The organism is Acinetobacter sp. PW68, from assembly GCF_020982655.1.
GTDB lineage: Bacteria > Pseudomonadota > Gammaproteobacteria > Pseudomonadales > Moraxellaceae > Acinetobacter > Acinetobacter towneri_A.
Genome location: NZ_JAHZSX010000001.1, coordinates 1,567,082 through 1,582,298, shown reverse-complemented (window position 1 = coordinate 1,582,298; position 15,217 = coordinate 1,567,082). Strand labels below are relative to the sequence as shown.

At 40.8% G+C, this 15,217-nt stretch carries 14 protein-coding genes; 7 read left to right on the top strand and 7 right to left on the bottom strand.

Features of this window, described 5'->3' with window-relative positions; genetic code table 11:
- The first annotated feature begins 120 nt into the window (after window positions 1-120).
- Window positions 121-339, top strand: coding sequence for a hypothetical protein (locus K1T76_RS07665; RefSeq protein ID WP_004973244.1), 219 nt, complete (start codon window positions 121-123; stop codon window positions 337-339).
- A 152-nt stretch (window positions 340-491) separates the two neighbouring features.
- On the opposite strand, the gene K1T76_RS07660 is transcribed toward K1T76_RS07665, so the two are convergent.
- Together K1T76_RS07660 and K1T76_RS07655 are read right to left on the bottom strand one after the other, a co-directional pair.
- The gene (locus tag K1T76_RS07660) at window positions 492-938 is read right to left on the bottom strand and encodes a universal stress protein (RefSeq protein WP_019837227.1); all 447 of its coding nucleotides are present in this window, start codon (window positions 936-938) and stop codon (window positions 492-494) included.
- Between the two features lie 50 nt (window positions 939-988).
- On the bottom strand, window positions 989-1,438 hold the full coding sequence (locus tag K1T76_RS07655) for a universal stress protein (protein WP_019837228.1): 450 nt from the start codon (window positions 1,436-1,438) through the stop codon (window positions 989-991).
- A gap of 307 nt (window positions 1,439-1,745) precedes the next feature.
- Between K1T76_RS07655 and K1T76_RS07650 the strand changes: the two genes are divergently transcribed.
- Window positions 1,746-2,699: an alpha/beta hydrolase gene (locus K1T76_RS07650; protein WP_019837229.1), complete on the top strand. Its 954-nt coding sequence runs from the start codon at window positions 1,746-1,748 to the stop codon at window positions 2,697-2,699.
- 71 nt (window positions 2,700-2,770) lie between these two features.
- On the opposite strand, the gene K1T76_RS07645 is transcribed toward K1T76_RS07650, so the two are convergent.
- From K1T76_RS07645 to K1T76_RS07630, 4 genes are all read right to left on the bottom strand, one after another.
- The gene (locus K1T76_RS07645; RefSeq protein ID WP_019837230.1) at window positions 2,771-3,940 is read right to left on the bottom strand and encodes a benzoate/H(+) symporter BenE family transporter; all 1,170 of its coding nucleotides are present in this window, start codon (window positions 3,938-3,940) and stop codon (window positions 2,771-2,773) included.
- Between the two features lie 81 nt (window positions 3,941-4,021).
- Complete coding sequence (gene leuE, locus K1T76_RS07640; RefSeq protein WP_019837231.1) at window positions 4,022-4,684, bottom strand: leucine efflux protein LeuE; 663 nt, start codon at window positions 4,682-4,684, stop codon at window positions 4,022-4,024.
- 96 nt (window positions 4,685-4,780) lie between these two features.
- A complete protein-coding gene (gene tal, locus K1T76_RS07635; protein ID WP_019837232.1) occupies window positions 4,781-5,767 on the bottom strand; it encodes a transaldolase in 987 nt (328 codons plus the stop codon).
- Window positions 5,768-5,856: 89 nt separating this feature from the next.
- Entirely contained in the window at window positions 5,857-6,747 is an 891-nt protein-coding gene (locus K1T76_RS07630) for a LysR family transcriptional regulator (protein WP_230245073.1), read from the bottom strand.
- 107 nt (window positions 6,748-6,854) lie between these two features.
- Here K1T76_RS07630 and aceI point away from each other — a divergent pair, with 107 nt between their 5' ends.
- Window positions 6,855-7,283, top strand: a complete 429-nt coding sequence (gene aceI / locus K1T76_RS07625) for a chlorhexidine efflux PACE transporter AceI (RefSeq protein WP_230245072.1) — start codon at window positions 6,855-6,857, stop codon at window positions 7,281-7,283.
- Window positions 7,284-7,384: 101 nt separating this feature from the next.
- Here the strand turns inward: aceI and K1T76_RS07620 are convergent, their stop codons facing one another.
- Window positions 7,385-8,896: an acetyl-CoA C-acetyltransferase gene (locus tag K1T76_RS07620; protein ID WP_104852102.1), complete on the bottom strand. Its 1,512-nt coding sequence runs from the start codon at window positions 8,894-8,896 to the stop codon at window positions 7,385-7,387.
- 239 nt (window positions 8,897-9,135) lie between these two features.
- On the opposite strand from K1T76_RS07620, the gene K1T76_RS07615 reads away from it, so the two are divergent.
- The 4 genes from K1T76_RS07615 (at window position 9,136) to dnaX (ending at window position 15,217) form a co-directional block, all read left to right on the top strand.
- Complete coding sequence (locus K1T76_RS07615; RefSeq protein WP_230245071.1) at window positions 9,136-10,527, top strand: 3-oxoacyl-ACP reductase; 1,392 nt, start codon at window positions 9,136-9,138, stop codon at window positions 10,525-10,527.
- Window positions 10,528-10,667: 140 nt separating this feature from the next.
- A complete protein-coding gene (locus tag K1T76_RS07610) occupies window positions 10,668-11,522 on the top strand; it encodes a MaoC family dehydratase (RefSeq protein ID WP_230245070.1) in 855 nt (284 codons plus the stop codon).
- Window positions 11,523-11,600: 78 nt separating this feature from the next.
- Window positions 11,601-12,896, top strand: coding sequence for a serine hydrolase domain-containing protein (locus K1T76_RS07605; RefSeq protein ID WP_442780674.1), 1,296 nt, complete (start codon window positions 11,601-11,603; stop codon window positions 12,894-12,896).
- 65 nt (window positions 12,897-12,961) lie between these two features.
- Window positions 12,962-15,217: a DNA polymerase III subunit gamma/tau gene (gene dnaX, locus K1T76_RS07600; RefSeq protein ID WP_230245068.1), complete on the top strand. Its 2,256-nt coding sequence runs from the start codon at window positions 12,962-12,964 to the stop codon at window positions 15,215-15,217.

The following is a 15,217-nucleotide window of genomic DNA, read 5'->3' as shown; positions in this document are numbered from 1 at the left end:
TATTTTCTATGCACTGCAAATTAAGTGTGATGAATGTTGTTGTATTAAAAAACTATGCTCAAAATTTAAATTGAGCTTAATTTGTAAGTTATAAATGAATTGGTGTAAATATTGAAAAAAATGCAAACAATGCTTGCGAAAGCAGTGAATGGTCGTGAAATTATGGTGTCTTTGGTGGCATCAAAGAAAAAGCAAAATACCCGTGATGGTTTTAAATGGGTCGAAGTCGGAAAACATGTGTTGTTGGAATGTGGTCAGGAAATTGAACTGAATTTAGATGGTCGCAGTTTTTATACTGATACGCATGAAATGTTCCGTTTACCACATCGTGTCAATTAAGTTTTACTCTGAAATGAATATTCAATTCAGCCAACTGTATGAATATGCAGTTTAGTAAAATTTAAAAGTTTATCCAGAAAAATCCCGTTCACTGGCGAACGGGATTTTTTTAATTTTGTCTTTTACGGGGGCAAAACACAGTTAGTACTGAATTAAACCTTAACAACCAAAACAGGAACAGGGGACTGAGTCAGTACGTTTTGGGCAACGCTACCGAGCATCATCTTTTTCACTCCAGTACGACCATGCGAACCCATAATAATCAGGTCAGCACCAATTTCATTGGCAATTTGTACAATCCCTTCTGAAGCTGCAACACCACGGATAATTTTGGTATCTACCGAAATACCTTCACGGCTAAAAGATTGCTGAATTTCAGCCAAACGATTTTGTGCATTTTGTTCAGCCTGCATGAAATAATCGGTAATTGCAGGGGCAACTTTGTAGAAGTCCACACCTACAAAAGGATCAACTGCAATTACACTCATAATGGTGACAGGGCAATTTAGATCTTTTGCCAATGAAAGTGCTTGTTCGGCTGCAGCATAAGACATAGGCGACTCATCTACTGGAACAAGTAAGTGTTTATAAGTTGTCATGGCAAATCCTTATTTAAAATTTATGATAAAATTACGGTTTAAATTTGTGATTAAGCTTTAACTACAAGCACAGGTAATTCTGTATGGCGTAATACGTCTGTGGCAAAGCTACCCAACAATAATTTTTGGAAACCTTTACGACCATGTGAACCCATCACAATCACATCGGCATTTAATTCTTTCGCAGTTTTGATTACACCTTCAGCAGATACTAAACCCTCAACCACGTGAGTTTCTGCATTTACACCTACCGCTTGCGCAATTTCATCTGCTTCTTTTAATGCCTTTTGTGCATTAGCTGTCGCTTGCACAAAGTATTCTTTCATAATGGCAGATGAATAATTATAGTAAAAGTCTGAATCGGTAAATGGGTCTTCCGCAACAAGGCTAATTAGGGTGAGTTTGCTGTTAAATACTTTGGCAATTTCAGCTGCATGTTTGACCGCTGAAAAAGAAATTTGTGAACCATCTACAGGGACTAGAATATTTTGGTACGACATGCGGGTAACTCCAGAAATTATGATTATGCGCCTTACACTTTATTGATAGCATATAGTCTATACAGGTTCAATTTAAAATCTAAAAAAAGATTGATAATTCATTTAATTACCCGCCCAATTTGCTGAAAAAATGATAGGCTGAAGATGATAAAATTGCTCAACTCAACGGCAAAGCTATACGATAAAATAAGTTGCTATATTTCATAAATAAACAGACCCAAATGTTTTGAATAACTTGGGTTTGAATTGGGCGTATGAATCTTGAAGGAATTGTGGTTTGAAATTATTTTGGATGTTGCTGTGTTTTATGTTGTTAAGTGCTTGCCAAACCACGCAGCAGAACAGTCGAATCATTGCGAGTGCATTTAATCTCACCACAGGCTTGCAGCAAAAAATCATGGATCGGTATGCACCTAAAAACATACAAGTGCAGCATGATATTGTGTATGCAACGCAGCCCAATTTGAGTTTTGACTTGTATCAAGACAGTCAATTGCAAGATTTAGCCGCACGCCCGACAATTGTTTGGATTCATGGTGGTGGCTGGATTGCAGGTTCAAAAGCACATGCGCGTGGCTATTTTAAATTGTTGGCTTCACAGGGCTTTAATGTGATTGCAGTACAATATCAATTTGCCCCGCATGCAACTTATCCTACTCAGTTGCAACAAATTGATCAGGCTTTAAATTACATCACGCAACATGCAGAAAAGTATCAGCTTAATCCGCAACAATTATATTTAGCAGGCGATTCAGCAGGGGCGAATTTAGCTAGCCATTATGCTGCATTACTGAGTAATCCAACGTTTGCACAGCAGTCTAATTTACAGCCGACTATTCATCGCAAACAACTAAAAGGACTGATTTTGCACTGCGGGATTTATGATCTAAAAGCGTTTGTAGAAACCGCACCAGATGAAATGAATATCGTAGAGTGGGGTATTTATAATTTGGTGCAGGCTTACACGGGAGATCGGAAACAGGACAGTGAATTTCTGAAAAATATTTCGCCTATTCAGCATTTAACGGCAAACTATCCTGCGGTATTTATCAGTGGTGGTAACAAAGACTTTTTAACAGAAACTCAATCTATTCCGATGCTGCATGCTTTACAGCAACAGCAGATTCCTGTGACGACAGCATTTTATCCAGATACAAAAGCATGGTTGATTCACGAATATCAATTTTTTATGCACCAAAAAGAAAGCCAGCAAACTTTTGCTAAAACAGTGGAATTTATCCGGAGCATGGCAGCTGAGTAATTTATCGTGTATACAATAAATCAATACGATGCTTCTGGAAAAGCGTTTTTAACTACTTAAGTTATTTAGCTTTAGCTTTGTTTAAACTTGAAAACAGCCAAAACCACACAACCAAAAATCAGTCCCCAAAATGCAGAGCCAATACCTAAAAACTGCACCCCAGAAGCACTAAATAAAAAGGTCAATAAAGCGGCTTCACGTTCTGCAACGTGCTGAAAGGCGAGGGCGATGTTGTGTCCAATTGTACCGAGCAGTGCAATTCCTGCCAAAGCTGTAATAAAAACAGCAGGGAATGACATCAGCAAACTGGTGAGTGTTGCTGCAAATATCCCCATCAAAATATAAAATAAACCGCAGCTAATTCCCGCAATATAGCGTTTACTGGCATCGGGATGTGATTGATCATCTAAACTAATAGCAGCACTGATAGATGCGATATTGACACTAAAACAACCAAATGGCGCGAAAATAGCTTGTGCTGTGCCTGTCCAGCCAATTAGGTGACGTACATTCGGGTTAAAGCCATAGCTTTTGATCATGGCAAGACCGGGTAAATATTGCGATGCCATATTAATGACAAACAAAGGCAGTGCTAAACCTAAAATGGCAGACCAACTCAAATCAGGTTGCATCCAAACAGGTTGTGCAATACTCCATTGCACACTCGGCATTTGAAATTGTAAGAAGATTGGGCATAATGCGACCCCAATCAATACAGTTAAAACAATGCTATAACGTGGGCTAAATCGTTTTGCCAATACATAGGCTGCCAATAAAGACAAAATAAATGCCCATGCTTCTTGCAGACTGGTAAATAGGGCAATCCCAAATTTAAGTAGCACGCCTGCCAACATGGCGCTGGTTAAACTTTGTGGAATATAAGTCAACACCTTTTCAAAAACACCCAAAAAGCCAAGCACTGCTGTGAGTACACCACAAAATAAAAACGCGCCAATTGCTTCGTGTAAGCTATAACCGCTGCCCGTGGCGATAATCAGTGCCAAACCTGCGGTAGACCATGAGGTCGCCACAGGATATTTAAATTTCCAAGATAAAATCAGCCCGCTTAGACCAATACCTAAACCCAGCGCCCAAAACCAAGAGCTGATTTGTTCAGCATTTGCACCTAAAATTTGTGCAGCCTGAATCACTAAAACTGCAGAAACACTAATACCGACCAAGAAGGTAATAAAGCCTGCAAATACTGCGGGCACAGAGAAGTCATTTAAAAGTTTTTGCATGCTTTCTTAGACGTATTTTCTATAATTGATGAACAGATCATACACATTTGAACAAATAGTCAAAAGTGTTTTTATACTTTTTTATAGCGTTGAGCTTGCCAGTCTAAAGCCAAAACCGCAGAACAAAATACCAATGCTTGCAACGCAAATGGCTGCAATTTTATAACGCTGATTGAAATAACTGGCTAATTTGACTCCTGAAAAAATCAACACAGACAAATAACCCATGCTAATGATTTGTAAGACGATGGCTAAAATAGCAAAGCTCAGCATTGGATAGAGGTAATCAGGATTGACGAATTGCACAAAAAAAGACAAATAAAACAAAATTGCTTTTGGGTTAATAACGCTAATCATTAAAGCAGTTCGGTAGGGATGAACCCGTTCAGTTGTATTGCTCGTTGCTGTTGTAGAAAGATTGGCGTGCGAAGTTCTGTTTTGTGGAAACCATGTTTTATAGGCTGCAATCAGTAGTTTAATACCTAAATAGCCTAAGTAGAGCGCACCAACTACTTTTAATAAGGTGAATAGCCATGGAAAAGCATGCAGTAATGAGGCTGCCCCTAAAATGGTGCACACAATTAAAATCAGATCACCCGTAAATACACCGAAAGCAGCTGCATAGCCTGTGCGTATCCCAAAGCGTGAAGCCACTGACATGACATAGAGTGAGTTTGGGCCAGGTAAGAGCACAATTAAGGTGGTACCAATTATAAAAGTGCTGAGGTCACTAATACCAAACACGCAAATTCACCCCAATAAAAACCGATGTTGCAGTATAACAACATCGGTTTTGTGGCTTAGTACAAATTTTGGACTTTTACAAAGCTAGGCAAATGTTTAGACTTTTATCTGCGCATCTAAGCCGAAAGATTGGCGTAATAGGGTAGCAAGTTGCTCACGTGCTTTAATAAAGCCATCAATACCACCTTGTAACAATTGGAATGCCATCAAATCTGCTTCTAGTTGCGCTTTGAATTGTTCCTTTTCAATTGCTGCCAATGGTTTATCCTGAACTTGAATGGCATTGCTTGATAACGCTGCAGTGACTTCTCGTTCATCAGTTTCGAGTTCTGCCAATAAATTTGGTGCAACAGTCAGCAAATCACAACCTGCTAACGCCAAAACCTGATCAATACTGCGGAAACTCGCGCCCATAATTTCAGTTTGTACTTGGTGCTGTTTATAGAATTGATAAATCTTCTTTACTGAAAGTACACCCGGATCTTTTTCAATAGGGTAGTACATGACATTTTCAGCTTTTTTATACCAATCTAAAATACGACCCACAAATGGTGAAATCAACGTCACTTTGGCATCTGCACAAGCATGTGCCTGATGTAAACCAAACAATAAGGTTAAATTGGTGTGAATGCCTTCGGCTTCCAACACTTTCGCCGCTTGAATGCCTTCCCATGTCGATGCAATCTTAATCAAAATGCGGTCTGAATGAACACCATAAGCTTGGTACAGTGCTAAAAGTTCTTTGGCTTTGGCAATGGTCGCATCAGTGTCATAAGACAAAGAAGCATCCACCTCAGTCGAAACACGACCTTCAATCAGCTTTAAAATTTCTACACCAAATTTGACCGTTAAAATATCAATGCTGCGCTCAACCAATAGATCATTTGTATAACCTTCAGCTTTGGCTTGCTCAAATGCAGCTTCAATCAACGCTTTATTTTCAGGTTGATTTGCAGCCGCCGTAATGAGTGATGGGTTGGTGGTCGCATCCAAAGGACGAAACTTTTCAATCGCAGCCAAGTCACTACTATCTGCAACAATGGTGGTTAAGTTTTTGAGTTGATTTAAGGCTGTCTGTGTCATTCGAGATCTAGTTCTTAGGTTATTGCTTATACATTCAGTTATATCACAAACAGCTTTTAACCCAAGTACCAAGTAAGAGGGTTTGTGGATTATTTACCAGTTTTTCTCAGATTTCGGACGTGATTAATCAAAAAATGAGCAGCAGCGCCCAATTGATGTTCTCGGCTCCAGACCAAATCGACAAAATATTCAAATTTTGGGGTGAAATCTAGCAGCTGTAAAATTTTTAATTCGTGTTGTAGTTCAGGGTGTTCATTCAGCATTTCCAAGGGCAAGACACCCCAGCCTAAACCCTGCTTAATCATACTGCAGGCAGAATGATGATTATCGGTACGCCAATAGTGCTTAGAAAATAACAACTCAGGTTTAATCTGCCGATCACGGCTCGCCACTACAATTTGCCGATTTTGTAAAATCTGTTCAAAACTGACTTGATCAGATTCAGCCAGCGGTGAATGTCGGGCAGCGACAGGCACTAAAATTTCACGTTTTAATTCCACAAATTGTTCACTGCTTTGTAATTGTTCACGTTCAAACATAAATGCTAAATCGGCTGCTTGGGTCATGAGCAGCTGTAGTGCATCTTCTTGCGGGGCAGAGAAAATATTGATCTGTAATTCTGGAAATTGCTGTTCTAACAGCACAATATAATCTGTCCAGCGTGTGTGTAGTAATTCAGACACCACCACAATATTTAAATGTGATTCGAGTCCTGAGCTGAGGGCAAAAGCATGCTGCTTCCATTGTTTCATTTCGATAAGCAGTTGTTTGCTTTTTTCATACAAGATCTGGGCTTGTGGAGTGGGAATAGGTTCACGCCCAACTCGCTCAAACAGATTTAAGTCTAAATCAATTTCTAAATTGGCTATCGACATACTGACTGCAGACGGTACTTTATTTAATTTACGTGCAGCTGCGGAAAAAGAGCCCATTTCCATGACAGTTATAAAAATAATCAGCTGATCTTGGTTGATATTCATTATTAGTACTTGATTCATCTTTCAATATTATTGATAGATTCTAACTCGAACGTTCAAAACTATGAACATAAAATACTCCTCAGTATTTAACGTCATTGAGTGGGATCATGTTAATTTCCAAAAGAAGATTGCTACATGCGCTGAGCTATGAAGTAGTTTTATTAATTATTATTGCTTTGGCACTTAGTTTTGTATTTGAAATGCCCATGCAAGTTACTGGTGGTTTAGGTATTGCAATGGCAGTGACTTCGGTGCTTTGGAATATGCTGTTTAATCATTATTTTGAAAAGTTTGAAGCCAAACACAAACTCAATAGAACCTTGAAAATACGGGTATTACATGCCGTAGGTTTTGAAGGCGGACTGATGCTCGCGACCATTCCAATGGTGGCCTATGCCTTACAAATGTCGATCAGGCAGGCGATTTTAGTTGATTTGGTGATGACGCTCAGGATTTTGGTCTATACCTTTATTTTCCAATATTGCTATGACCATATTGAGGCTAAATTAGGTTATGCACCTCAATACCGCACATAAACTAGAAGCGACTACTTGTGTCGTTGCAGTAGGTGCCACACAATAGAAAAAGCCACTTGCAAAGTGGCTTTTATTTGAATCTAAATCAGGTTAAGACAGAATTATTTTTCAATAATTGCTGTTACACCTTGACCGCCTGCGGCACAAATTGAAACCAATACACGACCAGAACCTTTTTGATTCAGAAGTTTGGCTGCAGTTGCAATAATACGACCACCTGTTGCTGCAAATGGGTGACCTGCTGCCAAAGATGAACCTTTGACGTTCAGCTTGCTACGATCAATTGATCCTAAAGGTGCATCTAAACCTAAACGCTCTTTACAGAAGTTCGGATCTTCCCATGCTTTTAAGGTCGACAAGACTTGTGAAGCAAATGCTTCGTGAATTTCGTAATAGTCGAAGTCTTGTAATGTTAAACCAGCACGTTCAAGCATACGTGGGACAGCGTATGCAGGCGCCATCAACAAACCTTCTTTTTTACCTACAAAATCAACTGCGGCAGTTTCTTGGAAAGTCAAATATGCCAAGACTTCATGACCATTGGCTTTTGCCCATTCTTCAGAGGCAAGTAATACGCAAGATGCACCATCGGTTAGTGGAGTCGAGTTACCCGCCGTCATAGTGCGCGCGTCGCCTTTACCAAAAGCAGGTTTTAACTTCGCTAGTTTTTCTACAGTAGAATCTGCACGTAAGTTATTGTCACGTTCTAAACCTAAAAATGGCGTGATGAGATCATCAAAGAAACCTTCGTCATAGGCAGCTGCCATTTTTTGGTGAGATGAAGCTGCTAACTCATCCTGCGCTTCACGAGAGATGCCCCATTCCAACGTAGTAATGGCTTGGTGGTCGCCCATTGATAAACCTGTGCGTGGTTCACCGTTACGTGGCGCATCCATTAAATCTTTAATGTTGATTTTGGTTAATGCTTTTAAGCGGTCTTTACCTGTTTTTGCAATGTTCAATTCAAGCAATGCTTTACGCAAACCATCGCCAAATGCGATTGGCGCGTCAGAAGTCGTATCTACACCGCCTGCAACACCAACCTCGATTTGACCCAGTGCAATTTTATTCGCAACTAAAAAAGCAGCCTGCAAGCCAGTACCACATGCTTGTTGTATATCGTAAGCAGGTGTTTCAGGAGCAAGGGCAGTATTGAGTACGCACTCACGAGTCATGTTAAAGTCACGGCTGTGTTTGAGCACTGCACCTGCAACAACTTCACCCAAACGCTGACCTTGTAAGTTGAATCGTTCAACAAGACCATTTAATGCTGCTGTAAACATATCTGTATTAGATGCAGTAAAGTAAGCGCCATTAGAACGTGCGAATGGAATACGGTTACCACCGATAATAGCAACGCGGCGAACAGTGTTTTGGCTCATAATTTTATCCTGTTGAACAGAGGTATTGGTATTAGATGGTGCTTTTGTTTGCGTTGAAGCAGTTGTTTTAGCACGGCTAGTCGTGCGGGTACGTGTAGTTTTTGTCGTACTCGTGTTGGAACGGGTTGCAGTGTTGCTACTTTTGCTTGTACGTTTAGCAGTTGATGTATTTGACACAGAATCCGTTGCAGAATTTTCCACTGCTGGATTTTCTTGAGTTGTTTTGCTCATAAGGCTTTTCCAAGCATGTTAAGGGTCTACTTGATGCGTACATTAGCACAATAGTATGACAGCTGAATTGACTACAATGACATTGCAGAATGCATTCAGGTCAAGACATCTGATAATTAACTCAAGTATGATTTAGCACAAACGGGTAACGCTATTGAAATGTGGGCATTTGGCATCATATTGATGTTAAAAGATATCGTGTAATCCATCAAAAAATGAATTTATGAGAGATAATAATCATGACTGATCAATACCAAACATTTGCAAAATCTCCTATTGGTAAATTTGTCATTAAAAATTTGGGTTTACCATCCCCAACTTTTTTAGATCGTTTTGAGTCTGCAACACCAGTGGTAAAAGGTGCAGTACTTTTAGGTGCAGCCCCAGCAAGTGATTTGTCTGCATCAATTGCACAAGTTTTAGCTAATGTACATGCCAACAGTTATGCAGGTAACAATGCAGAATTGCAACAAGCTGCGGCAAAAGTGGGCTTAAATTTAGGTGCATTTAATCCAGGCGATAAAGAATCTAAATTTAAAGTGGTGGTGTTTGATGCTTCAGGTATTGAAAACTCTGAACAATTAAAAGCGCTTTATGAGTTCTTTAACCCAATCGCACGTCAAATTCAGGCTTCTGGTCGCGTGGTGGTGATTGGTACTACACCAGAAACTGCAGGCAGTGTGAAAAAAGCCATTGCACAACGCGCTTTGGAAGGTTTTGTAAAATCGGTAGGCAAAGAATTTAAAAAAGGCATTGCGGCTAACTTAATTTATGTCGATCAAGGTGCTGCAGCAAACTTAGAATCTACGTTACGTTTTGCAATTTCACCACGTTCTGCTTATGTGTCAGGTCAGGTGATTCGTGTGTCGAGTGCTGCAACAGTTGATGTAGACTGGGCAAAACCATTGGCAGGTAAAACTGCTGTGGTAACGGGTGCAAGTCGTGGTATTGGTGAAGCGATTGCCCATGTATTGGCTCGTGATGGTGCACATGTGATTTGCCTGGACGTTCCACAACAGCAAGCTGACCTAGACCGTGTTGCTGCTGAAATTGGTGGTTCAACTTTAGCAATTGACATTACTGCTGCAGATGCAGGTGAGCAAATTAAATCAGCTGCTGCTGCGCAGGGTGGTTTGGATATTATTGTGCATAATGCCGGCATTACCCGTGACAAAACTTTGGCGAATATGAAACCAGAGCTTTGGGATTTGGTAATTAACATTAACTTGTCTGCAATTGAGCGTGTTAATGATTACTTGTTAGAAAATGAAGGTTTGAATGCCAATGGTCGAATTGTTTGCGTATCTTCAATTTCAGGTATTGCGGGTAACTTAGGTCAGACTAACTATGCAGCGTCAAAAGCAGGTGTGGTAGGTGTCGTGAAGTTTACAGCACCAGTTCTAAACAACGGTATTACGATTAACGCAGTTGCTCCTGGCTTTATTGAAACGCAAATGACTGCTGCAATTCCATTTGCTATTCGTGAAGCAGGCCGCCGTATGAACTCAATGAGTCAAGGTGGTTTACCTGTAGATGTTGCAGAAACCATTGCTTACTTTGCTTCAACTGCATCGACAGGTATCAACGGCAACGTGGTTCGTGTCTGTGGTCAAAGTTTGTTAGGGGCTTAACACATTAAAGTCCTCTCCTTTGCGGAGAGGATTTAGGAGAGGGAGATAAGGGGATATATTATTCACCCTCTCTCTAGCTCTCTCCCAGAGGGAGAGAGAACTCCATTAAAGAAATTAGAAAAACTTCTCAAAGGTTCAGTATGAATACTCGCCATTTTAGTCAACTTCCAAAACCGTATTTAGCCTATCCTAAAGTGATTCAGGGCTTAATTTTTAAAAAGCCCAAAGGCGAAAAAGTGCTGCCGCAAGTTGAATATGTGGTGGATTCATTTAAGGTCGATCAAAAGCATTTAAAAGCCTATAACGCAGTAACAGGTTTTAAAAACAACGGCTATATTCCAGCAATTTACTTGGCTGTTTTGTCGCAAAGTCTGCAAATGCACATGATGACGCAAGAAGCTTTTCCTTTTGCAATTTTGGGTTTAGTGCACATTCGCAATCAAGTCAAGCAAAGCCGTAAAGTTGGGGTGAATGAACAGCTGACTTTGTCATGTAAATTTGGTGAACTTCAACCGCATGACAAAGGTGTGCAGTTTGATTTTATAACGACAGTCAAAGTAGGAAATGACGTGGTTATTGAAGGCATTACTACGTATTTAGCTCGTCAAAAAACCACCACTAAAGCAGCAAGCAAAGCAGCAGAAAGTAAAGCCCCTAATTATGCTGTTCAGGCTGAATGGGAAGTTTCTGAAAATACGGGACGCCGTTATGCTTTGACTTCTGGTGATTTTAACCTGATTCATATTCATGCCATAACCGCAAAAGCATTTGGATTTAAACAAGCCATTGCTCACGGTATGTGGAGTAAAGCTAAAGCTTTATCAAGCTTAACTTTGCCAGATGCCTATGAAGCCGATGTTTGGTTCAAACTCCCAATGTATTTGCCTTCAAAAGTTGAGTTTTTAACTGCAACAGAAGCTAAAAATACCGACTTTTTGATTCGTAACAGTAAAAATCAAAAACCGCATGTAACAGGAACAGTTACTGCGCTATAAATAGATCAAAGCCTAAATTGTAAATTTAGGCTTTCTCTTTTTGCGGCAATAAATTTAGGTCGCAGTGTCTAACCTTCCATGGATGGGAACATGCAACACATTAAAGATTACCTATTTGCACAAACTAGAAACTATGCGGGATGGGTTACACCTGAATTTGAAGATTTAGCCAAGCAATTTAGCCGCCTGCAAGATGCACGTACCCAACAAGGCGGTGCGGCACTTGCAGTATATTTTCAGGGTCAAAAAGTTGTCGATATATGGACGGGTAAGAAGTCCGCGACTGAAGACTGGCAGTCAGATACGTTATCGGTCTGTTATTCCACAGGGAAAGGGGTGTTGGCAACACTGGCGCATATTTTAGTCAGTCAGGGTTTACTCGATTACGATACGCCCATTTGTCTGTATTGGCCTGAATTTGCTCAAAATGGCAAAGCCAGTATGACGCTAAGGCATGTGCTGAGTCATCAAAGTGGTTTGTACGACATTCGCAATATCATTGCCGATGCAACTGAAATGGCAGATTGGTCACACATGCTGAATGTTTTGGCTCAAGCTAAACCACGTTTTGAAGTGGCAACTGAGGCGGCTTATCAACCTCTAACTTTTGGTTGGCTTGTTGGTGGTGTTTTAGAAAAAGCCACAGGGCAATCTTTGGCTGCATTGATGCAGCAATATTTGGTTGAACCTTTAGCTTTGGATGGTGCTTATTTTGGTGTGTCTACATCTGGGCTTTCTCGTGTTGCACGGCCATTTAAAACGTCTGTCACTCCACCAAAGTCCGTAATACCTCCAGCCAATAAGGCATCATCGCCATCCCTAAAATCTAAGTCAGTAAAACGTCCTGTGTCTATTTTAGATAAAGCCATTGCTTGGAGTGGGCAAGATCCGCAAGACTTTCAGGATGGTATGATTCCCAAGGGCATGAAAAATTTTAGCTTTTTTAGCGATGCGGGTTTACAGGCTGTGATTCCTGCAGCCAATGGCGTTTTTAGCGCACAAAGTTTGGCGCGTATTTATGCCATGTTGGCGCAGAGTGGCTCTTTAGATGGGCAGCAATTCATTCAGTCTGCGATCTTTCAACAATTAAGCCAAGTACAATACCGACAGCGTGATCGGGTTATGCCTATCCCGATGCTCTGGCGCTTGGGTTATCACCGTATTTTAAGTTTGGGTAAGGCATCAAATGGTTTTGGACACATGGGCTTCAATGGTTCAGGGGCGTGGTGTGATCCTGAACGTCAGCTCAGCTTTGCTTATACCCATAATTTTGCTGCAGGTTCTTTAATTGGTGATTATCGACTTTGGGGACTGAGTCAGGAAGCCATTCGCTGTGCAGATCGGCAATTGCAAGGGCGTAAAGGCTGGTTTTAGGCGTGATTGTACGTTCACTCTTTGCCAAAAAAACAGTATGCTTAGACCTGTAAAAAGGAGCATTCATGTATCAGGTACTTGCGCGTAAATATCGTCCTCGTAATTTTAATGAATTGGTGGGACAAAACCATGTATCACGGGCATTGACCAGTGCTTTGGAACGTGGGCGTTTGCACCATGCTTATCTTTTTACGGGAACACGTGGTGTAGGTAAAACTACCATTGCGCGTATTTTGGCCAAATGCCTGAACTGTGAAACAGGCGTGACATCTACCCCATGTGAAGTGTGTCCGACCTGTACTGCGGTCAATGAAGGTCGTTTTATTGATTTAATCGAAATTGATGCGGCGTCACGTACTAAGGTTGAAGACACACGTGAGTTGCTCGATAACGTACCTTATGCACCGACTCAGGGACGTTTTAAGGTTTATCTGATTGACGAAGTGCACATGCTGTCTACACATTCGTTCAATGCTTTGCTAAAAACTTTGGAAGAACCGCCTGAGCATGTGAAGTTTCTGTTTGCGACCACAGACCCACAAAAACTCCCTATTACTGTGATTTCGCGCTGTTTGCAATTTACTTTGCGTCCATTGCAGGTCGATGAAATTACCAGTCATTTAACGGATATTTTAGCCAAAGAACAGATTGTTGCAGAGCAAGATGCGATTTGGCAGATTGCTGAATCTGCGCAAGGTTCTTTGCGTGATGCGATGTCCTTGACAGACCAAGCCATTGCTTATGGTCAGGGTGAAATTCATCATCAAGATGTTAAAGATATGCTGGGCTTGATTGATCGCACCATTATCTATGATTTGATTTTGGCTATTCATCAAAACCAACAGCAGCGTGTGAGTCAGCTGTTATTACAATTTAGACAGCAAGCTTTAGATGTGTCTTTAGTGTTGGATCAGTTGATTTCGACACTGCATGAATTGGCGATCATGCAATATCTGCCAGATTTAAACCTAAAATACAGTGCTGAAATTAATCAAAAAATTCAGCAGCTTGCGGGTCTGATATCTGCACAAGATTTACAGTTGTATTATCAAATTGCTTGTAAAGGACGCGCCGATTTACAAATTGCCGTAACCCAAGAACAAGGCTTTGAAATGTGTGTACTGCGTTTACTGGCATTTCGACCTTTGCAAGCCAATGAAGTGTTGGTTGCTGCGCCACAAAATACTGCACAAACAGCGGCTTCCCAGCCAGTTGCTCAAATGGAGCAAACTCCACAAGCTGTGGCAACTCAAAATACAGCACAAGCGGAACAGCATGTAACTGAATTAGATGCGGTTGCAATACCTGATCTTGATGGATTTGACTATGAGGATGACGATTATTCAGATCACACCACGACACAAACCAGTGTTGCAGAACCTTCTTCAGATGATTTTTTAGATGAGGATGAGCCTGAAGCTTTAACACATCAAGATCAACAGTCGATTCAAGCGCAACAATCGACTCCGCAAGCGCTACACTCAACAGCTGCGATTTCACCAGAATCTATGTCAGAACCTGCAGTGAATGAAGAAACTGCAATACAGGCTGAGGATAAGCAATCTGAATCTATCGTGTTTGATCCAAATGCAGATGCACAATTGTTTGGTTTAGATGAAGATGCCTCATCGGTAAGCACTACATCTGATGTGCAAAGTCATGATGATTTTTTACTGGAAAGTTTTGATGCCGTTGCACCGTTAGGTGATCTTGCTGCATCAGCCGAAACATCGCTAGTTTCATCTACACTACAATCGAATAATGCTTCACCGTCAATTACACAAAATGTAAGTAATGCAGAAACCGCTTTATTTGATTTAGCAGCGACTGAAGTCGAACCGAATGTTGCCAGTGCGACAGCACAACCGCAGCAAACCATAGCATCTAATGCCGATGATCAATTAATGCCGCAGGATATTCTGCGTTTACAGCCGCAAGTTTTAGAAGGTGAGTGGACTTTAGACAAGTGGGAATATTGGTTTAGACACAGCGAGTTGTCACCTGCCGTGCAAGAATTGGCGCAGCATGGCGTAATGACGGGTAAGATTAATGCTGAATCAGTTTTTCATATTCCTGTGCAATATCAGCAGTTATTGACTCAACTGCAACATGCTTTAGAAAGTGCTTTAAAAGAACAGTGGAGTAAAACGCTGTTTAAAGTGCAATATGAAAATGTGGATGAGACAACGCCATATATTTTGCAGCAACAGCGCAAACAACGGGCTTACCAACGTGCTGAAAATTTGCTGTATCAAGAACCGATTGTGAAAGATATTTTGCAAAACTTTGATGGCGAATTACATAACATTCAGTTGAAATAA

What these genes read in the sequence shown, in the direction of transcription:
- K1T76_RS07665 (WP_004973244.1), top strand. Translation starts at nt 121, where the DNA reads ATGCAAACAATGCTTGCGAAAGCAGTGAATGGTCGTGAAATTATGGTG.
- K1T76_RS07615 (WP_230245071.1), top strand. Translation starts at nt 9,136, where the DNA reads ATGACTGATCAATACCAAACATTTGCAAAATCTCCTATTGGTAAATTT.
- K1T76_RS07610 (WP_230245070.1), top strand. Translation starts at nt 10,668, where the DNA reads ATGAATACTCGCCATTTTAGTCAACTTCCAAAACCGTATTTAGCCTAT.
- K1T76_RS07650 (WP_019837229.1), top strand. Translation starts at nt 1,746, where the DNA reads ATGTTGTTAAGTGCTTGCCAAACCACGCAGCAGAACAGTCGAATCATT.
- tal (WP_019837232.1), bottom strand. Translation starts at nt 5,767, where the DNA reads ATGACACAGACAGCCTTAAATCAACTCAAAAACTTAACCACCATTGTT.
- K1T76_RS07645 (WP_019837230.1), bottom strand. Translation starts at nt 3,940, where the DNA reads ATGCAAAAACTTTTAAATGACTTCTCTGTGCCCGCAGTATTTGCAGGC.
- K1T76_RS07630 (WP_230245073.1), bottom strand. Translation starts at nt 6,747, where the DNA reads ATGAATATCAACCAAGATCAGCTGATTATTTTTATAACTGTCATGGAA.
- K1T76_RS07620 (WP_104852102.1), bottom strand. Translation starts at nt 8,896, where the DNA reads ATGAGCAAAACAACTCAAGAAAATCCAGCAGTGGAAAATTCTGCAACG.
- dnaX (WP_230245068.1), top strand. Translation starts at nt 12,962, where the DNA reads ATGTATCAGGTACTTGCGCGTAAATATCGTCCTCGTAATTTTAATGAA.
- aceI (WP_230245072.1), top strand. Translation starts at nt 6,855, where the DNA reads ATGTTAATTTCCAAAAGAAGATTGCTACATGCGCTGAGCTATGAAGTA.
- K1T76_RS07655 (WP_019837228.1), bottom strand. Translation starts at nt 1,438, where the DNA reads ATGTCGTACCAAAATATTCTAGTCCCTGTAGATGGTTCACAAATTTCT.
- K1T76_RS07660 (WP_019837227.1), bottom strand. Translation starts at nt 938, where the DNA reads ATGACAACTTATAAACACTTACTTGTTCCAGTAGATGAGTCGCCTATG.
- K1T76_RS07605 (WP_442780674.1), top strand. Translation starts at nt 11,601, where the DNA reads ATGGATGGGAACATGCAACACATTAAAGATTACCTATTTGCACAAACT.